A 24887-nucleotide genomic window follows, 5' to 3' on the forward strand; every position below is an offset into this window, starting at 1 on the left:
TCCGCCGCCGCCTCGATGGCGCCGGTCCACCCCATCTGCACGCGGTGGGAGGATAATGAAGGCCCATGCCGGGCCGGTCGCCACCATGAAAGAACTCACCCTGGATTCTGCCGTCACCCTGCTGCGCTCCGGCGGCGTGATCGCCTATCCCACCGAAGCGGTCTGGGGCCTGGGATGCGACCCGTCGCACGAAGCGGCGGTGCACACGGTGCTGCGGCTGAAGCAGCGGCCGATCGAGAAAGGCATGATCCTGGTGGCCGCCGAGCTGGCGCAGCTGGAAGGCTGGGTACGCCTGCAGGCGTTGCCCGACGAGCGTCAGCGTGCAGTGCTGGCCAGCTGGCCCGGCGCCAACACCTGGATTCTTCCTGCCGGATCACGCGCGCCAGGCTGGATCACCGGCGAACACAGCGGCATCGCGGTGCGCATCAGCGCCCACCCGCTGGTGGCGGCACTGTGCCACGCGTGGGGCGGGCCGCTGGTCTCCACCAGCGCCAACCTGGCCGGCGAGCCACCGGCACGCAGCCGCGAGGAACTGGATCCGCGCCTGCTGCGCCTGCTGGACGGCATCCTGGACGGCCCGACCGGCGGCCTGGCCCAGCCGACGCCGATCCGCGATGCGCTCAGCGGCAACGTCCTGCGATCCTGAGCCGCCCTGTGGACGCGCGGATTGCGCCGCTCCGCCGGATCCCGCACGCTGCCTCCATGAGCCCGCTGCGCGCCGCCCTCTGCCTGAGCCTGCTGCTGCCATTGACCGCCACCGCCGGCGACGATGTGCGTGTCTACCGCTGTGTCGGCAGCAATGGCGCCGTGGCACTGCAGGACACGCCGTGCAGCAGCGGCCGCCAGGAAGTGCGCGACCTCCAGCGGCCGCGTGATCCGGCGCCGCAGGTGGTGCGCAGCGACGCCGCGCCCGCAACCAGCACGCCGCCGGCCGTGATCGAGCGCGAGGTCCGGCACGTCTACGTCCAGCCTCCGCAACCGATGTACGAATGCGTTACCGCCGACGGCGAGCGTTACACCAGCGACAGCAACGAAGGCAATCCACGCTGGGTCCCGCTGTGGACCACGGTCTGGTCGCCGCGCGGCCATTTCGGGCCAGGCCATCCCGGGCCCCGCCCGGCCACGGGCGCATCGGCCGGAGGTCCGCCGATCTACCGGCCACCTGCGGTCGGCGTCGGCGTGCAGGTGCCGGCAGGCAACATCCTGGTCCGCGACACCTGCCATGCGCTGCCGCCGCAGGAAGTCTGTTCGCGCCTGCGCGATCGCCGCTGGGAGCTGGACCGCCGCTACAACAGCGCGCTGCAGAGCGAGCGCACCGCGATCAGCAACGAACAGCGCGGTATCGATGCGCGCCTGTCGCGCGACTGCGGGCGTTGAGCCCCTGCCCGTGTAGGCTGCACGCATGAGAAAAGCACTCTGGCTGGTTCTGGCGCTGCTGCCCGCAAACGCGTTCGCCGAGGACATGGTGATCTACCGCTGCACATTCAGCAGCAGCGACGTTCCTACCCTGCAGCGCACGCCCTGCCCCGAAGGCAGCACGCAGCAGATCCAGCGGGTACCGGAGCCATCAGCGACTCCGGCACCGCGCGTGGAGCCGCCCGCCGGCCAGGAAATGGAGCTCGCCCCGTCGTCAGCGCCGCCGCCGGCAGCGGCGGACACGCCGCGCGGGCTCGACCAGGCGCGCACCATCATGGAAGCGGGCATGGTTGAACCCGCTGGCGGCGGCGACGCCATTCTGGACAGCGCAGCGCTGCCGCTGCGGACGGACCCGGCAAACCGCAGCGACTCCGCGCCACGGGCACCGCTGCCGCCGATCTTCCAGTGCAGCAGCGAGGAAGGAAGCCGCTACCTGCACGAGTACGAGGCGGCGCCACCGCACTGCGTGCTGCTCGACGTACAGGGTCTTGGCGGTGTCACCCCGGCCAATGCCGCCAGCTGCGAAGTGGTACGCGACCGCTGCGAGGAGGTTCCCGAGATCCAGCGCTGCGGCAGCTGGCAGCAGCGCCTGCGCGACGCCCGGGGGCGCGAGCGCTTCGCCGCGCCGGAGAACCTCGACGCCGCGCGCAGCGAGCGCGAGCGTCTGCAGGCCGTGCTCGAGGCCAGCGACTGCCCGGTACCGAGGTGAGGACCTGCCGGCGTGGCGCGGGCCCAACGCGGTGACGGTCAGAACCCGTAGCGCAGGAAGCCGCCGTCCACGGCGATGCATTCGCCGGTGACATAACTCGCCGCCGGCAGGCACAGGAAGCCCACGGCCGCGGCGACTTCCTCCGGCTCACCGATGCGGCGCATCGGCGTGCGATCGATGACTTCCTCGTAGTAGTCAGGGTCGGACAACGGCCCGGAGGTGCGGCGCGTGCGGATGTACCACGGCGCCACCGCGTTCACGCGGATGCCGTCCTCGGCCCATTCCACGGCCAGGTTGCGGGTCATCTGATGCATCGCCGCCTTGCTCATGCCGTACACCACGCCACTGCGCACATGGGTCAGGCCGGAGACGCTGCCGACGTTGACGATGGCCGACGAGGCGTGACGTGCCAGCAGCGGATGCGCATAGCGCGACAGTTCAAACGCCGAGAACAGATTGGTCTCGAAGATGCCGCGCCACTCGTCCTCGGTATAGTCGATGGCGGCGCGGGTGATGTTGCCACCCGCATTGTTGACCAGCACGTGCAGGCCATCGGCATGGTCCTCGACCCAGTCCAGGATCTGCCGGCGATCCTCGTCGTCGGAGACGTCGGCGGCAAGCGCGCGCACCTGCTGGTCGGGATAGGCGTCGGCCAGCTCGTCGCGCGCGGTTTCCAGCGCGTCGATGTCGCGCCCGACAATCATCAGGTCGGCACCGAAGCCGGCCAGTTCACGCGCGATGGCCAGGCCGATGCCGGCGCTGGCGCCGGTGATCAGTGCGGTCTGCCCGTCCAGTCGCCACCGTTGCTGGGTCATGTGTCCTCCCGGGCTGCGCCCGCTGTGTTCCGATGCAGAAAGGATACGCGCTCACGGCACGCCCCTGCCGGCGGTGCCACACTGGCCGCACGCCCGTCGTGGAGAGCCGCCATGCGCATCCTGATCCTGTCCGTACTGCTGTCGGCGACTGTATTGCTGGCCGGCTGCCAACGCCCACCGGCACCGGACCCGGAACGGCCGCCGGAACCCCAAGCCCTGGCCCGTGCAGCGCAGCAACCGATCGATCGCGCGCGCGCCGTGCAGAAGACCGTCGATGATGGCGCCGAGCGCGAGCGCAGCGCGGAAGCCGACGCAGCGCGCTGATCGCCGCGATGGCGCCGTCAGCGGAGCGCCGCCAAACGAAAACGCCCGGCCAAGGGCCGGGCGTTTTCCGTCGATCCACGCTACGCGTGGCTGGCTGTGCTCAGAACCCGCAGAAGCAGTACGCCAGGGTCTTTACCGGAGCGCCGTTACCCTTTTCGCGCGCGGCGTTCTCGACGAAGCGCAGCTGGGTATCCACTTCCGGCATCGTGCGCGCCAGCATCATCCGCGCCACGCCCGAATCGGACAGCATCCAGGCACCAGTACGGCTGCCGGCAAACCCACTGACGAACTGCGCGAACGGGGTCGCGGCCTTTTCGATGTAACGCACGCGGAACTTGTCTTCGCCGCCCAGCTTGGCGCGGCTGGCGGCGTCGGCCACGGCGTCTTTCAGGCCACCGAAGGCATCGACCAGACCACGTTCCTTTGCCTGCGCGCCACTCCAGACACGGCCACGGGCCACCTCATCAATGGCCTCGACCGGCTTCTTGCGTGCTTCGGCGACACGTCCGGTGAAGTCGGCGTAGCCCTTGTTGATGACCGTCTGGATGACCTGGCCCACCGCCGGATCCATCGGACGGGTGACGTCGAACGCACCGGCGAAGCGCGTGGTGCCGACACCATCGGTATGCACGCCGATCTTGTCCAGCGCGCGGCTGAAGTTCGGGATCATGCCGAAGATGCCGATCGAACCGGTGATGGTCGAGGGATCGGCGTAGATGCGATCGGCATTCATGCTGATCCAGTAACCACCGGACGCGGCCAGGTCACCCATTGACACCACCACCGGCTTGCCGGCGGCCTGCAGGGCCACCACTTCACGGCGGATCTGCTCGGAGGCGAACACTTCGCCACCCGGCGAATTCACGCGCAGTACCACGGCCTTGACCTGCTCGTCGTCGCGCGCAGCGCGCAGCAGCGCCGACGTGGACTCACCACCGATGCGGCCGGCCGGCAGGTCACCGCCACTGATCTCGCCGGCGGCAACCACCACGGCCACCTGCGGGCGTGCATCCACCGGACTACGGCGGGCGTCGAGCAGGGCCATGTAGCGACCGAAATCGACATTGCGGAAGCCGCCCTCAGCGTCTTCATCGGCCACGCCGCGTTCGATCATCAGGTCTTCGAACTCCTCGCGGGTCTTCAGCGCGGTCACCAGCTTCTGCTGCAGGGCGAACTTGGCCAGATCGCCACCGGCAGCCGCCACGCCTTCGGGCAGCGTATCGATGCCGGCGGCCAGCTGCGCCGGATCCAGCCGGCGCGCCTTGGCGATGTCGCCCAGATAGCGCTGCCACACGTCGTTCATCCAGTACAGGTCGGCTTCCTTGGCTGCCGGCGAAGCGGCATCGAGCACATAGGGCTCGGCCGCGGACTTGTACTCGCCCACCTTGAACAGGTGCACGTCCACGCCCAGCTTGTCCTGCAGGCCGGAGCGGAAGTACTGGCGGTAGCGACCCAGACCCTCGAGCACCACCGATCCCATCGGATCCAGGTAGACCTCGTCGGCCTGCGCAGCCAGCAGGTACTGCGACTGGCCCATGCTTTCGCTGTAGGCCACCAGCTGCTTGCCGGACGCGCGCAGGCTCTGCAGCGCGGCGGCGACTTCACGCAGCGAAGCGAAACCGGAGGGCTGCAGCTTGTCCAGTTCCAGCACCACGCGTTCGATCTTCTTGTCGTCGCGCGCCGATTCGATCACCCGGACCAGGTCACGCAGCTGGACCTCTTCGGCGCTGTTGTCGCCCACGGCCTTGGCCAGCGCGCGGCTGACCGGATCGGCACTGAACTGCTCGACCAGGCGCCCTTCCGGTGCGATCACCAGGGTCGTGCGGTCCTGCAGCGATTTGCTGGCGCCGGCGCCCATGCCGGCAGCGATGACGAACACCACCAGCAGCAGGAACAGCAGGCCGAAGAACACCAGGTTGAGGATCAACCGGCGGGTGAAATTCATGACGTCCCACAGCCCGATGAAGAAACTGGCGACGGGATTGCGACGCGCCTGGGGCAGCGGGGGCACGGGTTGATTCATGGAGCGCTCCGGATGGCTTCTTGCCGTGGTAACAGCATAGCCGGTGCCGTGTGAGGCGGCATCGGACACAAGTCAGGGGATCGCCCGTCACGGGGTGACGGGCGGAGGGTCAGGACAGCGCGGACTGGCCGATGCGCTGGCTGCTGCGACGCAGGCGCCAGCCCATCAGGATGGCGGCGGCAGTGAGGCCGACGATCAGGCCGATCCACATGCCCTGCGGGCCCATGCCCAGCCCCAGGCCGAGCCCGGCGCCGAGCGGCATGCCCAGGCCCCAGTAGGCGAACATGGCGATGAACATCGGCACGCGGGTGTCCTTCAGGCCGCGCAGAGCTCCGGCCGACAGCACCTGGATGCCGTCCGGGAACTGGAAGGTGGCCGCGTACAGCAGCAGCGTGGAGGCCAGGCCGGCCACCGCCAGATCGTTGGTGTACACCCCGACGATGGCATCGTGGCCGAACAGCAGCACCAGCGCGGACAACGTCTGTGTACCCATGATGATCGCGTAGCCGGCCCAGGCTGCACGACGCACACCGAAGCCATCACCCCGCCCCACTGCATGACCCACGCGCACCGTGGTGGCCTCGGCCACGCCCATCGGGATCATGAAGCACAGCTGCGCCACGTTGATCGCGATCTGGTGGGCTGCCGCCTCGTTGGCGCCGAGGCGGCCGATCAGCAGCGCGGTGACGATGAACAACCCACCTTCCATCAGCACGGTGATGCCGATCGGCAGACCGGTGCGCAGCAGGTCCCAGATCGCCTTCCAGCGCGGCCACTCGAAGTGCGAGAACAGCTGCAGATGGGCGAATCGCCGGGTACGCCACAGATAGAGGGCAAATGCGCTTGCCTGCAACCACATCATCACCGCCGAGGCGATGCCCAGGCCCTCGGCACCCAGCTCCGGGAAGCCCAGCTTGCCGTTGGCCAGCACGTAGCCCATCGGCGCCAGCACCACCAGGCCGCCGAAGCCGATCAACATGGTCGGCAGCGTCCAGTGCATGCCCTCGCTGAGATAGCGCATGCAGAAGTACAGCGTCAGCGCCGGCCCGCCCCAGCGCACCGCATGCAGGAACGCTGTTGCGCCGGGCACGATGTCCGGCGCGATGCCGAAGGCGGGCAGCAGCGGCGGCACCACCGTGAGGAAGGTGAACATGATCAGGCCCAGGCCCAGCGCCAGCCACAACGCCTGCCGGAACAGCGGACCGATCTCGCGCTCGCGGCCGGCGCCGTGCAGCTGTGATACCGAGGCGGTCAGCGAGATCAGCGTGCCGATCGGAATCAGCATCGGCAGCCAGAGCAGGGCCGTGCCGATGGTCACGGCCGCCAGGGTTGAGGTGGCGTGATGACCGGCAATCACGTTGTCGACGAAGGAGATCAGGCCGGTGGAGACATGCCCGAGCACGAGCGGCAGGGCGAGCAGACCGGTGGCGCCGACTTCCTTGCTGAAGCGCGGCGTGGAGGTTGCGTTGGACATGGGATGCAGAACGCGAACTGCGGTTGCGCGCGAAGGGCACAGGCACCGGGTTGCGGGCCGTCATCTTACGCGCGCGGTGCGTTCATTCCCATGACATGGCGTGAACGCTGGGTTTGACCGCGCGCTTACTGGCCGGCCTGGCGCTTGAGCCAGGCGTCTCGTTCCGCAGCAGGTACGGCGAGGAACGCGCTGCGCACCGCATCGCGTTCCTGCGGCGGCGTGCGCTGGGCCACCAGCGCCAACTGCGCCAGCTGTGCCGGGCTGAGCTGGTGCAGCACGGCCAGTGCACTGTCGCGCTGCTGCGGTGGCAGGAAGCCGAACAGCCCATGCAGCTTGGGAAACTCCACGCCCAGTTGCGGCCCCAACCGCCAGCCATCGCGGAACGCCTGGTCCTGTGCCTGGAATTGCGAGCGCAGGCGCTCCTGCTGTGCGGCCGGCAGCGCGGCGAACCGCGTGGCCGCCTGTCGGATGCGTTCGCGCTCGCTTTCCGGCAGCGCGCGCCAAGCGGCGTAGTCGGCGCGGCGCTGCCGCTGCTGCTGCGCGTCGAGCTGGACGAACGCGGTGGGTGCCGCCGATGGCGGGACCGCGGGCGTGGCCGCCGGCGCGGGTGGCAGTGGAACATTCAGGGTCTGGGGCGTTGCGGACAGCGACAACGGGATGGCCAGCAGCAGGCTGGTGATCACGGACTTATTCATCGGCGGCGGCGGTTTCCAGCACTGCGCTGGCCGGCTCTGGCCGGCTCGGCTTGGTCTGCGACTCGTCCACCGGCAGCGGACCACCGGCGGCCGTCCAGGCATACAGATCGGCCTCGGCCAGCAACGGATAATCGCGGTCGGCCAGCATTGCTGCGTCATCGCTGGCCGGGGCGCTGTCCGCCTGCGGCGTGGCAGCGACCGTGCTCGGCGGCAGCGCCTCGACCGTGACCGGGCCGGCCTCGGCAACCACCCCCTCCGGCAGCGGCGCATCGCTCACCAGCGACCGACCGCTCCAATGGCGCCAGCCCAGAGCGGCTGCCAGCAGTACTGCCACCGTCAGCAGCAGGATCGCCGGCCCGCGCCAGCGCGGTCGGGCATCGGGGCGCCGGCGCCGGGGGCTGGCAGCGCTCCGTTCATCGCGCTGCGGTGCCCTCCAGCTGGACGTCGGCGCCTGCGGATTGCTGCTGGTGGCAGCTGCCGGCTGCTGCAGCTGCTGCAGGCGCTGCGCCGGCAGGTCGCGGATGCGCTGCTGCACCTGTTCGGCCAGGCCGCGCCAGGCAACGGCATCCGGCTGACCCTGGGCATCACGCGGGCAGGCATCGGCCAGCAGCTGCTGGTAGCCGGCCTCATCACGATCGAGTACCCGCGTGGCGATGTTCTCATCCAGGCTGCCGCCCACCCGCAGCAGCAGGGCCAGCCGTGGCAGCGGTGCCATGCCGCCCAGTGCGGCGAGTGCCGGCGGCCACTGGCCCGGGGCCGGCTCGCGCAGTGCCTGCCGCTGCCCCAGCAGGGTCCAGAAGCGGGTCGGCCACTGTGCCATCGGCAGATCGCTGGCAACGGCCGAGAAGGCGCGCATCACCGCCACCAGGGTCTGCTCGGCCCGGGCCGGGTCGCCGCATTGCAGCTCCGCCACTACCAGGGCACGGCGCTCTACGCCACGCAGAAACGCCGACAGCGCACCGGCCGCGGTCGAGGAAACAGGGGCGGGCACAGCGGTCATCGGTCACTCCAGAGGTCTGCCGGCATGATAGCGGCAGGCCATCGGCGCCCGGCAGGACTTGCGTCCGTGGGCACTTCATGCTGCAGGTTGTGCACAGCACCACGCTGGCGCCCGGCAAAACCGCGACATCTCGCTGAATTCACTCTGTTTCAGCAATGTTTCACACATAACATATTGATTTTAATACATTTTAAAGTATGGCGATTTTTTGACCAACCCAAGGGCGAGGCCGTCGCCATCGGCGTCCTGCGCAGCCGTTGACCGGTAACGCACAGTGTTATCCACAGAACGTGTGGATAAGACTGAATCTCCAATGGACACCGATATTTAGGTGACATTTATGATTCGGCGACGTCCCCCGTGTGGGCCTTCCGGGCGGCATGCGGGTGCACACGGCCCGTTACACTGCCCCGATGCTCGACCCGATTCCGACCCTGCAGGTCGCCCTGCCCGTCCCCCTGCCCCGCCTGTTCGACTATCTGTCGCCGCAGGGCGATGCCCCGGACGTGGCGGTCGGCTGCCGGGTGAAGGTGCCGTTCGGCAACCGCGAACTCATCGGCGTGGTGGCCGGCCACGGCCAGGCCGACGACGGCCAGGGCCTGCGTCAGGCGCTCGCGTGGTGCGACCCCGCGCCCCTGCTGCAGGGCGAACTGTGGCAGAGCCTGCAATGGCTGGCCCGATACACCCACGCGCCGCTGGGCGAAGTGCTGAGCACGGCCCTGCCGGGGCCGCTGCGGCACGGCGAAGCCCTGCCCGACACCCATCATTGGGGCTGGCAGCTGACCGCCGCAGGCCACGCGCAGCGCGGCACGCTGCGCGCAGGCAGCCGCCCGCGGCAGTTGGCGGAACTGCTGGCCGACGCCGTCGTGGACGAGGACGTGCTGGGGGCGCGCATGGAGGACTGGCGCAGCGCGGCGCGCAGTCTCGGCAAGCGCGCACTGGCCGAGCGCGTTGCACTGAGCGTAGCGCCACAGCACGCGCAACCGCTGCCCGGCCCGACCCTCAATCCGGACCAGGCCGAAGCCGTTGCCGCGATCAACGCCGCGGAGGGGTTCCAGCCCTTCCTGCTCGATGGGGTGACCGGCAGCGGCAAGACCGAGGTCTACCTGCAGGCGATCATCCACTGCCTGGCCCAAGGCCGGCAGGCGCTGGTGCTGGTGCCCGAAATCGGACTGACGCCGCAGACCCTGGCGCGTTTCCGCGGCCGCCTGGGCATCGCCGTGCATGCGCTGCATTCGGGATTGAACGACAACGAGCGCGCGCGCGTCTGGGCAGCCGCCTCGCGCGGCGAAGCGCGGGTGATCGTCGGCACCCGCTCGGCGGTGTTCACGCCGCTGCCGCAGGCCGGCCTGCTGATCGTGGACGAGGAACATGACGGCAGCTACAAGCAGCAGGACGGCATCCGCTACCACGCGCGCGATTTCGCCCTGGTGCGTGCCAAGGCGCTGGGGGTTCCGGTGCTGCTGGGCAGCGCGACACCGTCGCTGGAAACCCTGCACAACGCCTATGCCGGTCGTTACCTGCACCTGCGCCTGAAGCAGCGCGCCGGCGACGCGCGGCCGCCACGCGTGCGCATCCTGGATGTGCGCAAGCGTCCCCTGCAGGACGGTCTCTCGGCCGAAGTGCTGGCCGGCATCGGCGAGCACCTGCAGCGCGGCCAGCAGGTGCTGGTGTTCAAGAACCGGCGTGGTTACGCACCGGTACTGCTGTGCCATGACTGCGGCTGGACGGCGCCGTGCCAGCGCTGTGATGCGCCGATGACCGTGCATGGCGGCGGCCGTCGCCTGCAGTGCCATCACTGCGGTGCGCGGCAACCGGCGCCACTGGCCTGCCCCGCCTGCGGCAGCCTGGCCCTGCAGCCACAGGGAATCGGCACCGAGCGGCTGGAGGAGCACCTCACCGCCGCCTTCGCCGAGTACCCGGTGGTGCGCATCGACCGCGGCACCACCGCCCGCCGCGATGCGCTGGAACAGCAGCTGGCCAAGCTGGGGGACCAGGCCGGCATCCTGGTCGGCACGCAGATCCTGGCCAAGGGCCACGATCTGCCCAGACTCACGCTGGTGGTGGTGGTCGGCATCGACGAGGGCCTGTTCTCGGCCGATTTCCGCGCCAGCGAGAAACTTGCGCAGCAGTTGATCCAGGTCGCCGGCCGCGCCGGGCGCGCCCGCGATTCGGGCGAGGTGTGGCTGCAGACCCACCATCCGGGTCATCCCCTGCTGGAGACGCTGGTCAACGGCGGCTACCACCCATTCGCGCAGGCCGAACTGAACCAGCGGCAGGCCGCCGGCTTCCCGCCATTCGCGCATCTGGCACTGATGCGTGCCGAAGCGCAGCAGGTGGAGCACGCCAACGCGTTCCTGCTGGCTGCACGGCGACTGCTGGGCGAACAGGCGCTGGTGGAGGCGTACGGACCGATGCCGGCACCGATGCCGCGCCGGGCCGGCTACCAGCGCACGCAGCTGCTGCTCTCATCGGCACAGCGCCCGCCTCTGCACGGCGTGCTGGCGCAGCTGGTACCGCAGCTGTATGCCTTGCCGGAAGCCCGCAAGGTGCGCTGGTCGCTGGATGTGGATCCGACGGATCTGTATTGAATGCAAGCAGAATCCGCCGGGCATGGCCCGGCGCCATCGTTACCGCGCGCGATTCCCGCTTACGTCAGCGGTGACATCACGCCGCGCTGGTAAGCGGGTCGCTCACGCAGGCGTGCGTACCACTCGGCCAGGTGGGGCAGGTCCGGACGCTGGATCGGCAGTTCATACCAGGCGTACACCAGTGAACCCAACGGGATGTCGCCCATCGCGAATGTCGCGCCCGACAGCCACGGCTGCGTGGCCAGCGTCGCATCGGCCATCGCCAGGTAATCGGCGGCGCGCACGATGGCGGCATTGATGCGCGATTCGTCGCGGTCTGCCGGCGCGGTGCGCATGATGCCCCAGATCAGATCGCTGTACAGCGGCGCCATCCGCGAGGTGCTCCAGTCCATCCATTTCTCGGCCTGTGCGCGTTCCATTGGATCCTCGGCGTACAGTGTCCCCAGCGCGTAGCGCGCGCTCAGGTAGCGCACGATGGCGTTGGACTCCCACAGCGGCAGGCCGTGGTCCTCGATCACCGGCACCAAGCTGTTGGGGTTCATCGCCAGGTATTCCGGCGTCTGTGTGCCACCGTGGCTGCCGCCCACTTCGATGGACTCGTAGGGCAGGCCGATCTCTTCGGCACACCACAGCACCTTGCGGACGTTGCTGGAATTGCGACGGCCCCAGATCTTCAACATGCGGGTATTCCTTGCGGGCAATGCGAGCGGCAACGATACGCCTGATCGGTGTACATGTGGGCGTGCGGAATGATGCGCGGGGGCGTCGGCCGGGCATGGCCCGGCGCTACCGGTTCTTCTTCGGCAGCGCGCGCACGTAGGACGACTTGCCATCCTTCTTCAGTTCGAACAGACCGATCGCCGCCAGCAGATCACTCAGCTTTCCATAGCCGTAGTTGCGCGAATCGAACGAGGCCTGGTTGGCGATCTGGCTGCCCACCGGCCCCAGGTGCGACCAGCCGTCCTCGCCTTCCGCGGCGGACACGGCGCGGCGCAGCATCTTCACCAGACGTGTATCGCTGCGCATTTCCGCGCCGCTCTTGCGCGGGCGCACTTCGTCGCCGCTGCCCGTTTCACCGGTGGCCGGCTCGATGGCACCCGGCTCTGCCGTGCCCTGTTCCACTTCCGGCACGCTGGCATGGGCCTGGCCCAGTGCTTCCAGATAGGTGAATTTGGAACAGGCATTGACGAAGGGTTCCGGCGTCTTCTTTTCGCCGAAGCCATACACCTTCACCCCGTCGGTCAACAGGCGCATCACCATTGGAGTGAAATCAGCATCGCTGGAGACGATGGCGAAGCCGTCGAGGTTGCGCGCGTACAGCAGGTCCATCGCATCGATCACCATGGCCATGTCCGAGGCGTTCTTGCCCTTGCTGTAGGCGAACTGCTGGATGGGCCGGATCGCGTACTCGTGCAGCACCGCCTCCCAGCCTTTCAGCCGTGGGCTCTTCCAGTTGCCGTAGGCACGGCGGACATTGGCCACGCCGTAGCGGGCCACCTCCGCCAGCACTTCGTCGATCTTCGATGCGGGCGCGTTGTCGGCGTCGATCAACAGGGCGATGCGCTTTTCCGGTTCGCTCATGGGCCTCTCGCTGGCGGTTGCCTGAATCCGAGTATCGCCGATCCGCGCGCACGCTGACGTGACAGGCCGCCGCCGTGCGAAGATGCCGGACGGTTCCCCATGCCCCCTGGAGTGAGTCGATGAGTCGTGAGCGCGTTCCCCACCTGGTCGTTGTCGGCGGCGGTTTTGCCGGCCTCTGGGCCACCCGTGCGCTGGCACGCGAACGCATCCGCATCACCCTGGTCGACCGCCGCAACCATCACCTGTTCCAGCCGCTGCTGTACCAGGTGGCGACCGCAGGCCTGTCAGCGCCGGACATTGCCGCACCGCTGCGCCACATCCTCGGCCACCAGCGCAACGTGGAAGTGCGGCTCGGTGAGGTCGTGGCCATCGACAGGCAGCTCCGCCAGGTGCGGCTGGCCGACGGCAGCACGCTGGACTACGACAGCCTGCTGCTGGCTACCGGCGCCACTCACGCCTACTTCGGCAACGACCAGTGGGCCGATGATGCGCCCGGCCTGAAGACCCTCGACGATGCCATTGCCCTGCGCCGCAAGCTGCTGCTGGCGTTCGAGCGCGCCGAAGCCGAACCGGACCCGGCCAGGAAGGCGGCGTGGCTCAGCTTTGCCGTCGTCGGCGGCGGCCCGACCGGCGTCGAACTGGCGGGCACCCTGGCCGAGATTGCACGCCATACGCTGCGCAATGAATTCCGCCACATCGATCCGGCCAGCGCCAAGGTGCGCCTGGTGGAAGCCGGTCCACGCGTGCTGTCCTCGTTCCCGGAAGTGCTCTCGCTGAAGGCGCGCCGGCAGCTGGAAAAGCTGGGTGTGGAAGTGCTGACCGGAACGCCGGTGAGCAACATCGACAGCCAGGGCTTCACGCTGGGTGACCAGTTCGTGCCGGCGCGCACCGTGGTGTGGGCGGCCGGCGTGGCCGCCTCGCCGCTGGCGCGCACGCTGGACGTGCCACTGGACCGTGCCGGGCGCGTGCAGGTGCAGCCGGACCTGACCCTGCCCGGGCATCCGGAACTGTTCGTGGCCGGCGATCTGGCCGCGGTGAACCAGGCCAACGGCAAGCCCGTGCCCGGCGTAGCGCCCGCCGCCAAGCAGATGGGCAAGTACGTGGCCGAGGTCATCCGTGCACGCCTGCACGGCAGGCCGGAGCCCGGGCCCTTCAAGTACGCGGACTACGGCAACCTGGCCACCATCGGCCGCATGGCCGCCATCGTGCACCTGGGGCGCCTGCAGCTGTCGGGCGTGCTGGCCTGGTGGTTCTGGCTGGCCGCGCACGTGTTCTTCCTGATCGGCTTCCGCAACCGCATCGTGGTGCTGCTGAACTGGGCGGTGGCGTATTGGAGCTACCAGCGCAGCGCACGCATCATCTTCGGCGACGACCAGGATGACCGACGGCCGAAACGGTAGCGCAGGTCTGCAACGGGGTCCTGCAACGGGGTCAGATCCCTTTCCTGCGGAAAGGGATCTGACCCCACGTTGGGCACGGCGCTACAAAGATGAGGAATCCAATGCCTGCAACCACGCCAGCTTGCGCTCGCGCGGCAGCTGTTTGAGCTGCCATTCGGCGCGCGAGGCGGCGGAGCGGTCCGGGTACTCGCGCACGGCCAGGATGCGCAGCGGCGGGCGGGCCCGGGTGTAGCGCGCCCCCGTGCCGGCGCGATGGGCGGCGAAACGCGCGTCCACGTCGGTGCTGATGCCAGCGTAGTAGCTGCCATCGTGGCATTCGAGCAGGTACAGGAACCACGGGCGGTGGGACGGGGCCATGCCGGGATTATGCCGTGCTGCACCGCAGCGGATATACTGCCCGCGAATGCAGGAGAGAGGCGCCGCGCTGGCGCCCGCCGAAGGCGCAGGCTCCCATGATCGCTCAGGCCGGTGGGCTGGAATCCCACCAACCATGCATTCGACTCGCCGAGCTGGAGAGAGGTCACCGGGCATGCCCGGTACGATCCGCCGAAGGGGCACGCGGCCTACGCCGCTGAACTCTCAGGCAAAAGGACAGCGGGAGCGGCACCGGTCATCGTCATCCCGTCATTGCGCAGGCAATGGCGGCGTCCGCGCATGGCCGGCCCCACCGCGTCCGGAGCCTGTTCCATGTTGCTGTCCATCATCTACCTGATCGCCATTTCCGCCGAAGCCATGACCGGCGCACTGTCCGCGGGACGCCGCCGCATGGATCTGTTCGGCGTGGTCATGATCGCCTGCGTTACCGCGCTCGGCGGTGGTTCATTGCGCGACATCCTGCTTGGCCACTATCCGCTGGGCTGGGTCAAACATCCCGAGTACCTCGGCTTCACCGTGTGCGCGGCGCTGATCGCCACCTGGGTCGCACGCTGGATGCACCACTTCCGCCGCACCTTCCTGGTGCTCGACGGCCTGGGCCTGATCGCCTTCACCCTGATCGGTTGCTCGATCGCACGCGAGGCCGGTCATGCCACACCGATCGTGCTGATCGCAGGCATGCTGACCGGTGCGTTCGGCGGCGTGCTGCGCGACATTCTGTGCAACGAAGTGCCCCTGATCTTCCAGAAGGAGCTGTACGCGATCATCGCGCTGCTGACCGGCGCCGCCTATCTGCTGCTGCTGCACTGGAACGTGTCCGATGCCACGGCCATCCTGTGCTGCCTGGCGGGCGGCTTCGCCCTGCGCCTGCTGGCGATCCACTACCGCTGGGAAATGCCGAAGTTCGTGTATCACGACGAAGTGCATTGAACGATGGCGTGTTCGCCGGGCGTGGCCCGGCGCTCCCCTTCGTGCCCTGCACCACCCCGGCGATGGACCTGGCGCTGTCGCTCATGCGCAGCGCCAGGCGCATCGCCGGTGCGGACGGGCCGGTCTCCAACTCCGACCGGCCCTGATCGCGGCCGCACCCCCGCAGGCGCAGGCCGCCATCCACACACATGCCGCGCTCAGGCGGCTTCTGACACCGTCACTTCGCGACGGGCGCGCACGGCCGCAGCCAGTCGCTCCAGCACCGTCACGGTGGTGTCCCAGTCGATGCAGCCATCGGTGATGCTCTGCCCGTAGACCAGCGGCTGGCCTTCCACCAGTTCCTGCCGGCCTCCCACCAGATGGCTCTCGATCATCACGCCCACGATGCGCTGTTCGCCGTCCTCCAGCTGAACGGCGATGTCTTCGATCACCTTCGGCTGGTTTTCCGGGTTTTTCAGGCTGTTGGCATGGCTGGCATCGATCATCAGCCGCGTCGGCAGCCTGGCCTTGGCCAGTGCCTGGCAGGCGTCGGCCACGTTGGCCGCGTCGTAGTTCGGCTGCTTGCCGCCGCGCAGGATCACATGGCAATCCGGGTTGCCGGTGGTCGAAACGATGGCGGTGCCGCCCTGCTTGGTCACCGACAGGAAGTGATGCGGGTTGGAGGCCGCGCCGACCGCATCGGCCGCGATCTTGACGTTGCCATCGGTGCCGTTCTTGAAGCCCACCGGGCACGACAGGCCGGAGGCCAGTTCGCGGTGCACCTGGCTTTCGGTGGTGCGTGCGCCGATCGCGCCCCATGCCACCAGGTCGGCGATGTACTGCGGCGAGATCACGTCGAGGAATTCAACGCCGGCCGGCAGGCCCAGCTTGTTGATGTCACGCAGCAGGCCGCGGGCAATGCGCAGGCCCTTGTCGATCCTGAAGCTGCCGTCCAGGTCCGGATCGTTGATCAGGCCCTTCCAGCCCACCGTGGTGCGCGGCTTCTCGAAGTACACGCGCATCACGATCTCCAGCTCGCCGGCCAACGCGTCGCGCAGCGGCTTCAGGCGCTGTGCGTACTCGATGGCCGCATTCGGATCGTGGATCGAACACGGGCCGACCACGACCGCCAGGCGATCGTCGCGGCCATGCAGGATCTGGTGCAGGGCCGCGCGCGAAGCACTGACGGTGCCGGAGGCTTCATCGTCACACGGCAGCATCGCCAGCAGCTGGGCAGGCGGTGTGAGCGGTTCGATGGTGCGGATGCGCAGGTCGTCGGTATGGGGGGGCATGGGGGAGGTCTCCGGTACGTAGGGGGTCCCCAGCGAGGCGGCATGAAAAAAGCCGCCAGGTTCGCTGGCGGCTTTCGGGAATGCGTCTGAAGCTTTCTTCAGGGTGAGCGCAGTCCTTCCTCCGCCAGTGGCTTCGGAAAGTAATACCAGTAAAAGCGGGTAGCGGCTGCGTTCATGGGATGTATTGATAGCACAGCTTCTGCGCAGCACAAAATGTTTCATCCGCAACTGGGGAGGCGGTTCAGCAGCACGGCGATCTAGCGACTGCCATGCACTTCCACGTCCAGCAGCAGGCCCTCGTGGATATCGGCCCAGCGCTCCAGCACCTGATCCAGCTCCCGCCTCGCCTCCTCCAGCTGCTCGGGGTTGAGCAGGGACCGCGCCGTGTAGAGATCGGAGACCAGCCGCCGCAGGGTCGATTCCGGTATCGCCACCGAGGGCCCGTCCACATCCGGCAACTGCAGCGCCGGGGTGTCGCCGGGAGGGCCGAACAGCGTGACTTGGAGCGTGCTCTGCATGATCGACTTCCCTGTGGGTAGACGTGGGCAATGCACTGTTTACCGCGTCTGGCGCACCAGCGCATGTGCCGTCACGCGGACCGCTCATGTCGTGACTGGACCGATTGTGCCCGCAGGTTGAGAACGCCTTTCCACACTTTCCACGCCCCGGCCTGGAGGGGCCTGCAGGCGCTCAATGCGCGGTTATACGGGCAACGGCATATGCGATACTTCCTCCGTCTCCATGACGTGTCGCGTACTGCCTTGGCATCCCACGCGGACATGTGCTCAAGATGGTTTGCCACCGGAAAAGGGTGGCCGGGTCGGCAAAGCCCGTGTGTCACTGAAGTTCGCGTTTGTCAGCCGGCGTCGCCTTGTGCGGCGCCGGCTGGCAATCCGTCCGCGTTCTATGGCGGGCGGTGCGGGGGGGCGCTTGCGCCCGCCGGATCAGTGACCCGGTCTTTGCCGCCACGTACCGTCCGCCACCTCTTCCGGTGGCGGTGTCGTCTGTCCTGTACGGAGCACACGCCATGAACACACCACACGTTCCCTTCCCCGGTGCCCACCCCGATCCGGCCAATGCCGATCAGGCGCCGTTCGATCCCAACAGTCTGGTCGCCCACCTGCAACGCATCGGCAGCGGTGCGGCCGCCGATGGCCAACCCTGGCCCGAGCGCCATCCAGCGAACGGCCGACGCATGATGCTGGCCGATGCCGATGGCGCACTGGCCGGCCTGCGCATCGTGCAGGAGGTGCTGCTGGCCGCCGAACGCTGCCGCCAGAACGCCGCGCCCGAACATCACGTGAGCGACCGGGTGATGGAAGGGTTGATGCTGGCATCCCTGGGGCTGGCCACGCATGCGGCCGAACGCCTGCAGCCCCACTAGCCGCGTCCGCGCAATGTGACCGGGCCCGATGGCCCGGTCATGGTCCGGCACCCGCCGGATCACAGTGAACGCAGTGCGCGCCTGCGGATGTAGGCGTTGGCAGGGCTGTCGCGCTCGCGTTGCCAGCGTGTGCACAGGTCACGCAGCCACTGCGGCTGGGTCTTCCCGGCATCGTTGAGCCAGTTGCCGACGGAATCCTGCACATAGCGTTCGGGATCATCAGCCAGTGCCTCCAGCAGCGAATGCGCGTGTTCGGGATGCTGCTTGAAAAGAGCGATGTGCGCCGCCCAGACGCCACGGGGACGCAGTGCTTCACAGGCAAACCGGCGCAGATGGGCGGACGGTTCCTGCGTCCACGGCTGCAGGCATTCAAGCGCCAGCAGTGGCCCGGCAACGATGTCGGTGCGCAGCGCCAGCCACGCCCATTCGCGCACGCCGAAATGCGGATCATCGGCCAACGGGCGCATCTTCTCCAGCTTCACCGGCAGGGAGGCGGTGGCATCGCCACCGATCAGGTAGCAGGCCCAGCCGCGCACGGTGTCGGATGCATGCGACTGCCACTGTGCAGGATCACCCTGCCTGGCCTCACGCAACAGCGTTGCCGCCAGAACCATGCGCTGGGTAATGCCTTTGCTGGCGGCATCGCGCATGCATTGAATGGCAGTCTCCGGCAGCACCGCAACGGTCTGCAGCAACACCGCGAAGTCCACGGCCAGACATTCCGCCAGATGCGTGCTGGCGGCTGCCCCGGTATCCAGCTGATGCTTTCGCGCCGGGCTGATCGCTGCGCTCACTGCAGGTCCTTCCGTCCGCCGCCGGTGTGCTGCCACACCTTGGCCAGCAGCTGTGAGAGCTGCACCTGCTCGGCAGTGTCCAGGCCGTTGAACAGGCCCGCGATCCACTGCGTGTGCTGATTGAAGAGGTCTTCGGCCAAGCGCTTGCCCTGCACGGTCAGCACGATCTGGAGGCGACGGCCATCGTCCGCATCGCTGCGCCGCTGCAGCAACCCTTCGCGCTGCAGGCCATCGAGCAGGCCGCTGATGGTGGCGCGGGTCACGCCTGCACGTTCGGCCAGCGCATGCGGCGACAGTGTGCCGCCGGCACCGTGCAGCAGGAACAGCACGATGAAGCGGCCTTCACTGAGCCCGTGCGGTGCCAGCCGGCTGGCGCAGTCGCGATCGATCGCCGAGGACAGCGACAGCAGTTGGAAGCACAGATGCAGCAGGGCGACATTGGCGTGGCCACGTCGCCGGGCCTCGTCCAGAAGGGCGCCATGTTTTGCCTCAAGCACAGTGATTTCCAATATGTTTAGGCGCCTAATCATATTCATGACGGGATGGAACGCAACACCTACGGGGCCTGCCGCCGGGCCCGGCCGGGCGCACTCCTCGCGCAGGGGGCTGCAAGCAGCCGAAGCTGCGGTAGCATCGCGCCACGTCCCGCCAGGAGTTCCACGCATGCGCCGTGCCGTCCTGCTGTTGCTGACGCTGTTCCCCGCCGCCGTAATGGCCGCTCCCCCTCCCGTGCCCTCCCCGGCCCGGATCGATGCCGAAGCCAAGCGCCTGATGCAGGTGGCTCACGCCCGCGGGATGGCAGTGGCCGTCGTCGACGGTGGCAAGGTCGTGCACGTTGCCGCCTATGGCGAGCGCAACGCTGCCGGCGAACCGCTGCAGACCGACACGGTCATGTATGCGGCATCGCTGACCAAGATGGCCTTCGGCCACCTGATCGCGCAGCTTGCACAGGACAAGGTGATCGATCTGGATGCCAGCATCGCCAGCGCGCTGGACAGACCGCTACCGGACTATCCGGCCGAGCCGAAGAAGTACGCCGATTACACCGTGCTGGCCGGCGACCAACGTTGGCGCCGGCTGACCCCGCGCCTGCTGCTCAACCATGCCAGCGGCTTTGCCAACTTTGCATTCCTGGAGCCGGACGGAAAACTGAAATTCCACTTCGATCCGGGCAGCCGCTATGGCTATTCCGGCGAAGGCCTGATCCTGCTGCAGTTCGTGCTGGAGCGCGGGCTGGGCCTGGACGTGGGTACGCTCATGCAGCAGCGCGTATTCGACCGCTTCGGCATGCCCCGCACCAGCATGATGTGGCGCGAGGATTTCGCCACGAATCTGGCCGACGGCTGGACCGCCGAAGGCACGACGGAACCGCACGATGAACGCAGCCGCGTGCGTGCCGCCGGTTCGATGGACACGACCATCGCCGACATGGGCAATTTCGCGGCCGGCTATGTCAGTGGCCAGGGGCTGTCGGCATCGATGCGCCGGGAGCTGGTGCGGCCGCAGCTGCCGATCACCACCGCCAGCCAGTTCCCGACGCTGCAGCCGGAACTGCCGGTGGCGCAGCGGCGCAGAAACCTGGCTGCGGGACTGGGCGTGGTGACATTCACCGGTCCACAGGGCGCAGGCTTCTACAAGGGCGGACATGACGATGCGGTGGGCAACACGCTGGTGTGCGTCGAACAAGGCCAACGCTGCGTAGTGATCCTGGGCAACGATGTGCGCGCCGAAGCGACCTTTCCGGCACTGGTGCGCTTCGTGCTGGGCGAGACGGGGGTGCCGTGGGAATGGGAATACGGCGCCACGAAGGCATTCGTGCGCTGACAGGTCGACCACGGTCCACGTCCAGCAGAGGGGGCGGAACGCCCACAAAAAAAACCCCGCCTTGCGGCGGGGTTTTTCACTTCATCGGGAACAGCGGACCTTAGAAGTCCATGCCGCCCATGCCACCCATGCCGCCCATGCCACCGGCGCCGCCCAGGGCCGGCTCGTCCTTCTTCGGCGCTTCGGCAACCATGGCTTCGGTGGTGATCATCAGGCCAGCGATCGAGGCCGCGTTCTGCAGCGCCGAACGGGTCACCTTGGTCGGGTCCAGGATGCCGAACTGCAGCATGTCGCCGAACTCACCGGTGGCGGCGTTGTAGCCGAAGCTGCCGCTGCCTTCCTTGACCTTGTTGACGATGACGGACGGCTCTTCGCCGGCGTTGGCGACGATCTCGCGCAGCGGGGCTTCCATCGCGCGCAGGGCGATCTGGATGCCGTGGTTCTGGTCTTCGTTGGCGCCCTTCAGGCCGGCCAGCGCGGTGACCGCACGGACCAGTGCAACGCCGCCGCCCGGAACCACGCCTTCTTCAACGGCTGCACGGGTAGCGTGCAGGGCGTCGTCGACGCGATCCTTCTTTTCCTTCATTTCGATTTCGGTGGACGCACCCACCTTGATCACGGCAACGCCGCCGGCCAGCTTGGCCACGCGTTCCTGCAGCTTCTCGCGGTCGTAATCCGAGGAGGTGTCCTGGATCTGGGTCTTGATCTGCGCAACGCGCGATTCGACCGCAGCCTTGTCGCCCACGCCGTCGATGATGGTGGTGTTCTCCTTGGAGACCTGCACCTTCTTGGCGCGGCCCAGGTCCTTGATGGTGGCCTTCTCCAGCGACAGGCCCACTTCTTCGGAGATCACGGTGCCGCCGGTCAGCACGGCCATGTCTTCCAGCATCGCCTTGCGACGGTCGCCGAAGCCCGGGGCCTTCACGGCCACGACCTTGACGATGCCACGGATGGTGTTGACCACCAGGGTCGCCAGCGCTTCGCCTTCGACTTCCTCGGCCACGATCAGCAGCGGCTTGCCGGCCTTGGCGACGCCTTCCAGCACCGGCAGCAGGTCACGGACGTTGGAGATCTTCTTGTCGTGCAGCAGGATGAACGGGTCATCCAGGTCAGCGGTCTGCGACTGCTGGTTGTTGATGAAGTACGGGGACAGGTAGCCGCGGTCGAACTGCATGCCCTTGACCACGTCCAGCTCGTTGTCCAGGCCCGAGCCTTCTTCAACGGTGATCACGCCTTCCTTGCCGACTTCCTTCATCGCGTCAGCGATGATCTGGCCGATCGACTCGTCCGAGTTGGCCGAGATGGTGCCGACCTGGGCGATCGCCTTGTCGTCAGCGGTCGGCTTGGAGATGTTCTTCAGCTCGGTGACGGCAGCCACGACGGCCTTGTCGATACCGCGCTTGAGGTCCATCGGGTTCATGCCGGCAGCAACGGCCTTGGCGCCTTCGCGGATCAGGGCCTGGGCCAGCACGGTGGCGGTGGTGGTGCCGTCGCCGGCGTCGTCGTTGGTGCGCGAAGCAACTTCCTTCACCATCTGCGCGCCCATGTTCTCGAACTTGTCAGCCAGTTCGATTTCCTTGGCAACGGAGACGCCGTCCTTGGTGATGGTCGGGGCGCCGAAGCTCTTCTCGAGCACGACATTGCGGCCCTTCGGGCCGAGGGTGGCCTTGACGGCATTGGCGAGAACGTTGACGCCGCGCACCATGCGCGAACGGGCGTCTTCACCGAAACGGATATCCTTGGCAGCCATTGCAATTACCTCATTGGTCGCGCCGGGCCGTGCCCGGCGGCTGGGATGTGGGGATCAGGTTGAAACAGGTCGCGGCGGGGCTCAGCCGATGACGGCGAGCACGTCGTCTTCGCGCAGGACCTTGTACTCGACGCCTTCGCTCTTGTACGAGCTGCCGGCGTACTGGCCGTAGATGACCTTGTCACCGACCTTCAGCGACGGCGCGCGCACGCTGCCGTTGTCCAGCGGCTTGCCGGGGCCGACGGCCACGACTTCACCCTTGGTGGACTTTTCCTTGGCCGAGTCGGGGATGACGATGCCACCGGCGGAGATTTCGTCGGCTTCGATCGGCTTGACCACAACGCGGTCGTGCAGCGGCTTGATGCTCATAGGAGACCTCTTAAGTGATTGATTGGTCTAAAAAAGTCCGGCGATGTTAGCACTCGCACCAGGCGAGTGCCAGAACCGCACGTGAAGAAACCCGACAAGGTCGGGAGCACGGCAGAGATGGAGCCCCCCGGGAGGCTTTCAAGGGGCGTCGCGAAAAAAGTTTCCGCGCCGGACGCTGCGGCAGTGCGGTGGGGTGGCCCCGAATTAGGTGACCAACGTCGCACTGTCAGATATCTGACGTTCATTTACGACAAAGTGTCACTGGATCGGCCTTAGGCTCGGCCGCGCATTCCCAATCACAAGGAGTCGTCGATGCGATTGCTGTCCCCGCTCGCCACCGCCTGCGTGCTGGCCCTGGCCACCGCGCCGGCCCAGGCCGAGGTCTTCATCAACGAACTGCATTACGACGACAGCACCGCAGCCGGTGACGTCGGCGAGGCGATCGAGGTCGTGGCCACCGCCGGCGAGGATCTGTCCGGCTATCGGCTGTATCTCTACAACGGCAGCACGCCGTCGGCCGCTTCGGTGTACGCCAACACGGCCGTCCCTGCCGGCAGCGCGGCCGGGTGCGGCAGCGCCACTCTGGCCGTGGTCAGCTATCCGACCAACGGCATCCAGAACGGTCCCAACGACGGCATCGCGCTGGTCGACGCCAGCGGCAAGGTGGTCCAGTTCCTCAGCTATGAGGGCACGATCACTGCCTCCGGCGGTCCTGCCGCAGGCATGACCAGCCAGAACATTCCGGTGGCCGAGACCAACAGCACGGCCCCTGGCACCTCACTGCAGCTGACGGGCAGCGGCAGCCAGTACGCCCACTTCACCTGGGCCGAATCGGCGACGCAGACCTTCGGCAGCTGCAACAACGGCCAGACCTTCAGCGGTGGGGGTACGCCCGGTCCCAATACGCCGCCATCGGTGTCCACCACCACCCCCGCCCAGGGCAGCAGCACGTTCCCGGCCGCGGCCGATCTGGAAGTGGTGTTCAGCGAGACGGTGAACCTGGCCAGCGGCGCCTTCGCGCTGAGCTGCGGCGCCTCCGGCAGCGTACCGCTGACCCACCCGGCCAGCGGCAGGAGCGTGAAGCTGTCCACCAACACCGCGCTGGTGGCCGGTGAGGCCTGCCGCTTCGACATCCGCGCCGCGCGCATCACCGACCTGCAGGGCGCGCATCCGGCTGCCGACAGCCGCATCGCCTTCACCGTGGCCAGCGCCACGGGCAACCCCGATCCGGGCAATCCCGGCGTACCGGCGGGCTACTACTCCAGGGTCAACACCTCCAGCCCGAGCCAGCTGCGCTGCTCGCTGCACGCGACCATCAAGGGCCACACCGCCTATCCGTACAGCGGGTCGGGCACCAGCACCTGGACCATCCTGGAGATCGCCGACGAGGATCCGAACAATCCCAACCGCATCCTCGATGCCTATCGCAACCGCAGCTACGCCAAGGTCAGCGATCGCGCTGGCACGGGCAGCGGCCTGACCTACAACCGCGAGCACACCTGGCCGAACTCGCTGGGCTTTGCCAGCACCACCGGCGACAAGGGCCTGCCCTACGCGCCCTACACCGACACCCACATGCTGTACCTGACCGATGCGCAGTGGAATGCCGACCGCGGCAACAAGCCGTTCGGCAAGTGCGATGCCAACTGTGGCGAGCGCGCCACCGAGGCCAACAACGGCCATGGCGGCGGCAGCGGCGGCTACCCGGGCAATTCCAACTGGGTGCGCACGCCGGACGGCAACACCGGCACCTTCGAGGTGTGGGGCCATCGCAAGGGCGACATGGCGCGCGCGGTGATGTACATGGCGATCCGCTACGAGGGCGGCAAGGATGCAGCCACCGGCCAGTCCGAGCCGGACCTGGAGCTGACCGACGACCGCAGCCGGATCGTCAGGACCAGCAGTTCGCCGGCCTACATGGGCCTGCTCTCGACCCTGATCGACTGGCATCTGTCCGATCCGCCGGACGACGCCGAGCGCGCGCGCAACGACGTGATCTACAGCTTCCAGGGCAACCGCAACCCGTTCATCGACCACCCCGAGTGGGCGACGCCGGCGTTGTTCACCTCGGCCAAGCCGGCGACCTGCCAGCTGGCCAACTGACCGCGCAACGCAGCGGTCCATCGCCGCCGCCGGACCTTGATCCGGCGGCGGCCCTATAC

Annotated in this window: 24 protein-coding genes and 2 riboswitches; of the genes, 10 read left to right on the forward strand and 14 right to left on the reverse strand. The window is 67.8% G+C overall.

The genetic code is table 11. From position 1 onward, the window contains the following. Positions 1-55 precede the first annotated feature (55 nt). From QMZ25_RS04830 to QMZ25_RS04840, 3 genes are read left to right on the forward strand one after another with little or no spacing between them, the layout of a single operon-like run. A complete protein-coding gene (locus tag QMZ25_RS04830) occupies positions 56-646 on the forward strand; it encodes a Sua5/YciO/YrdC/YwlC family protein (RefSeq protein ID WP_080375246.1) in 591 nt (196 codons plus the stop codon). Between the two features lie 56 nt (positions 647-702). After that, positions 703-1377 carry a DUF4124 domain-containing protein gene (locus QMZ25_RS04835; RefSeq protein ID WP_128987731.1) on the forward strand — a complete coding sequence of 225 codons (675 nt, stop codon included), beginning with the start codon at positions 703-705 and terminating at the stop codon, positions 1375-1377. A gap of 25 nt (positions 1378-1402) precedes the next feature. Next, the gene (locus tag QMZ25_RS04840; protein ID WP_283219205.1) at positions 1403-2125 is read left to right on the forward strand and encodes a hypothetical protein; all 723 of its coding nucleotides are present in this window, start codon (positions 1403-1405) and stop codon (positions 2123-2125) included. A gap of 38 nt (positions 2126-2163) precedes the next feature. Here the strand turns inward: QMZ25_RS04840 and QMZ25_RS04845 are convergent, their stop codons facing one another. Next, positions 2164-2940: an SDR family oxidoreductase gene (locus QMZ25_RS04845; protein ID WP_065181584.1), complete on the reverse strand. Its 777-nt coding sequence runs from the start codon at positions 2938-2940 to the stop codon at positions 2164-2166. Positions 2941-3051: 111 nt separating this feature from the next. Between QMZ25_RS04845 and QMZ25_RS04850 the strand changes: the two genes are divergently transcribed. Continuing rightward, positions 3052-3264: a hypothetical protein gene (locus QMZ25_RS04850; RefSeq protein WP_053515748.1), complete on the forward strand. Its 213-nt coding sequence runs from the start codon at positions 3052-3054 to the stop codon at positions 3262-3264. Positions 3265-3364: 100 nt separating this feature from the next. On the opposite strand, the gene sppA is transcribed toward QMZ25_RS04850, so the two are convergent. The 4 genes from sppA to QMZ25_RS04870 form a co-directional block, all read right to left on the reverse strand. After that, positions 3365-5287, reverse strand: a complete 1923-nt coding sequence (sppA, locus tag QMZ25_RS04855) for a signal peptide peptidase SppA (RefSeq protein WP_065174443.1) — start codon at positions 5285-5287, stop codon at positions 3365-3367. 109 nt (positions 5288-5396) lie between these two features. Next, the gene (locus tag QMZ25_RS04860) at positions 5397-6761 is read right to left on the reverse strand and encodes an MATE family efflux transporter (protein ID WP_053515745.1); all 1365 of its coding nucleotides are present in this window, start codon (positions 6759-6761) and stop codon (positions 5397-5399) included. A gap of 125 nt (positions 6762-6886) precedes the next feature. Further along, positions 6887-7456, reverse strand: a complete 570-nt coding sequence (locus QMZ25_RS04865) for a DUF3106 domain-containing protein (RefSeq protein ID WP_053515743.1) — start codon at positions 7454-7456, stop codon at positions 6887-6889. Beyond that, positions 7449-8456: a hypothetical protein gene (locus QMZ25_RS04870; protein WP_128987728.1), complete on the reverse strand. Its 1008-nt coding sequence runs from the start codon at positions 8454-8456 to the stop codon at positions 7449-7451. The genes QMZ25_RS04865 and QMZ25_RS04870 overlap by 8 nt, the downstream gene beginning before the upstream one ends. Before the next feature lie 413 nt (positions 8457-8869). Between QMZ25_RS04870 and QMZ25_RS04875 the strand changes: the two genes are divergently transcribed. Then, a complete protein-coding gene (locus tag QMZ25_RS04875) occupies positions 8870-11047 on the forward strand; it encodes a primosomal protein N' (RefSeq protein WP_283219206.1) in 2178 nt (725 codons plus the stop codon). A 59-nt stretch (positions 11048-11106) separates the two neighbouring features. Here QMZ25_RS04875 and QMZ25_RS04880 read toward each other — a convergent pair whose 3' ends face one another. Further along, positions 11107-11727, reverse strand: coding sequence for a glutathione S-transferase (locus QMZ25_RS04880; RefSeq protein WP_053515737.1), 621 nt, complete (start codon positions 11725-11727; stop codon positions 11107-11109). 106 nt (positions 11728-11833) lie between these two features. Beyond that, positions 11834-12628 carry an NYN domain-containing protein gene (locus tag QMZ25_RS04885; RefSeq protein WP_065174439.1) on the reverse strand — a complete coding sequence of 265 codons (795 nt, stop codon included), beginning with the start codon at positions 12626-12628 and terminating at the stop codon, positions 11834-11836. Between the two features lie 119 nt (positions 12629-12747). Here QMZ25_RS04885 and QMZ25_RS04890 point away from each other — a divergent pair, with 119 nt between their 5' ends. Continuing rightward, positions 12748-14028 carry an NAD(P)/FAD-dependent oxidoreductase gene (locus QMZ25_RS04890; RefSeq protein WP_065174438.1) on the forward strand — a complete coding sequence of 427 codons (1281 nt, stop codon included), beginning with the start codon at positions 12748-12750 and terminating at the stop codon, positions 14026-14028. An 81-nt stretch (positions 14029-14109) separates the two neighbouring features. Here the strand turns inward: QMZ25_RS04890 and QMZ25_RS04895 are convergent, their stop codons facing one another. After that, a complete protein-coding gene (locus QMZ25_RS04895) occupies positions 14110-14385 on the reverse strand; it encodes a GIY-YIG nuclease family protein (protein WP_283219207.1) in 276 nt (91 codons plus the stop codon). 39 nt (positions 14386-14424) lie between these two features. Next, positions 14425-14514: riboswitch (glycine riboswitch) on the forward strand. 13 nt (positions 14515-14527) lie between these two features. Further along, positions 14528-14633, forward strand: a riboswitch (glycine riboswitch). An 82-nt stretch (positions 14634-14715) separates the two neighbouring features. Here QMZ25_RS04895 and QMZ25_RS04900 point away from each other — a divergent pair. After that, positions 14716-15333 (forward strand): trimeric intracellular cation channel family protein, encoded by a 618-nt coding sequence (locus QMZ25_RS04900; RefSeq protein ID WP_053515730.1) that lies wholly within the window; start codon positions 14716-14718, stop codon positions 15331-15333. Between the two features lie 197 nt (positions 15334-15530). Here QMZ25_RS04900 and QMZ25_RS04905 read toward each other — a convergent pair whose 3' ends face one another. Next, a complete protein-coding gene (locus QMZ25_RS04905; RefSeq protein WP_283219208.1) occupies positions 15531-16604 on the reverse strand; it encodes a 3-deoxy-7-phosphoheptulonate synthase in 1074 nt (357 codons plus the stop codon). A gap of 257 nt (positions 16605-16861) precedes the next feature. Continuing rightward, positions 16862-17122, reverse strand: a complete 261-nt coding sequence (locus tag QMZ25_RS04910; RefSeq protein WP_053515725.1) for a hypothetical protein — start codon at positions 17120-17122, stop codon at positions 16862-16864. A gap of 509 nt (positions 17123-17631) precedes the next feature. Between QMZ25_RS04910 and QMZ25_RS04915 the strand changes: the two genes are divergently transcribed. Further along, positions 17632-17988 (forward strand): hypothetical protein, encoded by a 357-nt coding sequence (locus QMZ25_RS04915; protein WP_279941967.1) that lies wholly within the window; start codon positions 17632-17634, stop codon positions 17986-17988. Positions 17989-18047: 59 nt separating this feature from the next. Here the strand turns inward: QMZ25_RS04915 and QMZ25_RS04920 are convergent, their stop codons facing one another. Further along, positions 18048-18782: a DNA alkylation repair protein gene (locus tag QMZ25_RS04920; protein ID WP_253119259.1), complete on the reverse strand. Its 735-nt coding sequence runs from the start codon at positions 18780-18782 to the stop codon at positions 18048-18050. Beyond that, positions 18779-19279, reverse strand: a complete 501-nt coding sequence (locus QMZ25_RS04925) for a MarR family transcriptional regulator (protein ID WP_053515766.1) — start codon at positions 19277-19279, stop codon at positions 18779-18781. The genes QMZ25_RS04920 and QMZ25_RS04925 overlap by 4 nt, the downstream gene beginning before the upstream one ends. Before the next feature lie 166 nt (positions 19280-19445). Between QMZ25_RS04925 and QMZ25_RS04930 the strand changes: the two genes are divergently transcribed. Next, positions 19446-20606 (forward strand): serine hydrolase domain-containing protein, encoded by a 1161-nt coding sequence (locus QMZ25_RS04930; protein WP_283219209.1) that lies wholly within the window; start codon positions 19446-19448, stop codon positions 20604-20606. 100 nt (positions 20607-20706) lie between these two features. Here QMZ25_RS04930 and groL read toward each other — a convergent pair whose 3' ends face one another. Both groL and QMZ25_RS04940 read right to left on the reverse strand, forming a co-directional pair. After that, positions 20707-22356, reverse strand: coding sequence for a chaperonin GroEL (groL, locus tag QMZ25_RS04935; RefSeq protein WP_053515717.1), 1650 nt, complete (start codon positions 22354-22356; stop codon positions 20707-20709). 81 nt (positions 22357-22437) lie between these two features. Further along, positions 22438-22725: a co-chaperone GroES gene (locus tag QMZ25_RS04940; protein WP_006396661.1), complete on the reverse strand. Its 288-nt coding sequence runs from the start codon at positions 22723-22725 to the stop codon at positions 22438-22440. 312 nt (positions 22726-23037) lie between these two features. Here QMZ25_RS04940 and QMZ25_RS04945 point away from each other — a divergent pair, with 312 nt between their 5' ends. Next, positions 23038-24828: an endonuclease gene (locus QMZ25_RS04945; RefSeq protein ID WP_065174432.1), complete on the forward strand. Its 1791-nt coding sequence runs from the start codon at positions 23038-23040 to the stop codon at positions 24826-24828. Positions 24829-24887 lie beyond the last annotated feature (59 nt).

It is taken from the genome of Stenotrophomonas sp. RS-48, from assembly GCF_030053245.1.
Taxonomy (GTDB): Bacteria; Pseudomonadota; Gammaproteobacteria; order Xanthomonadales; family Xanthomonadaceae; genus Stenotrophomonas; species Stenotrophomonas maltophilia_P.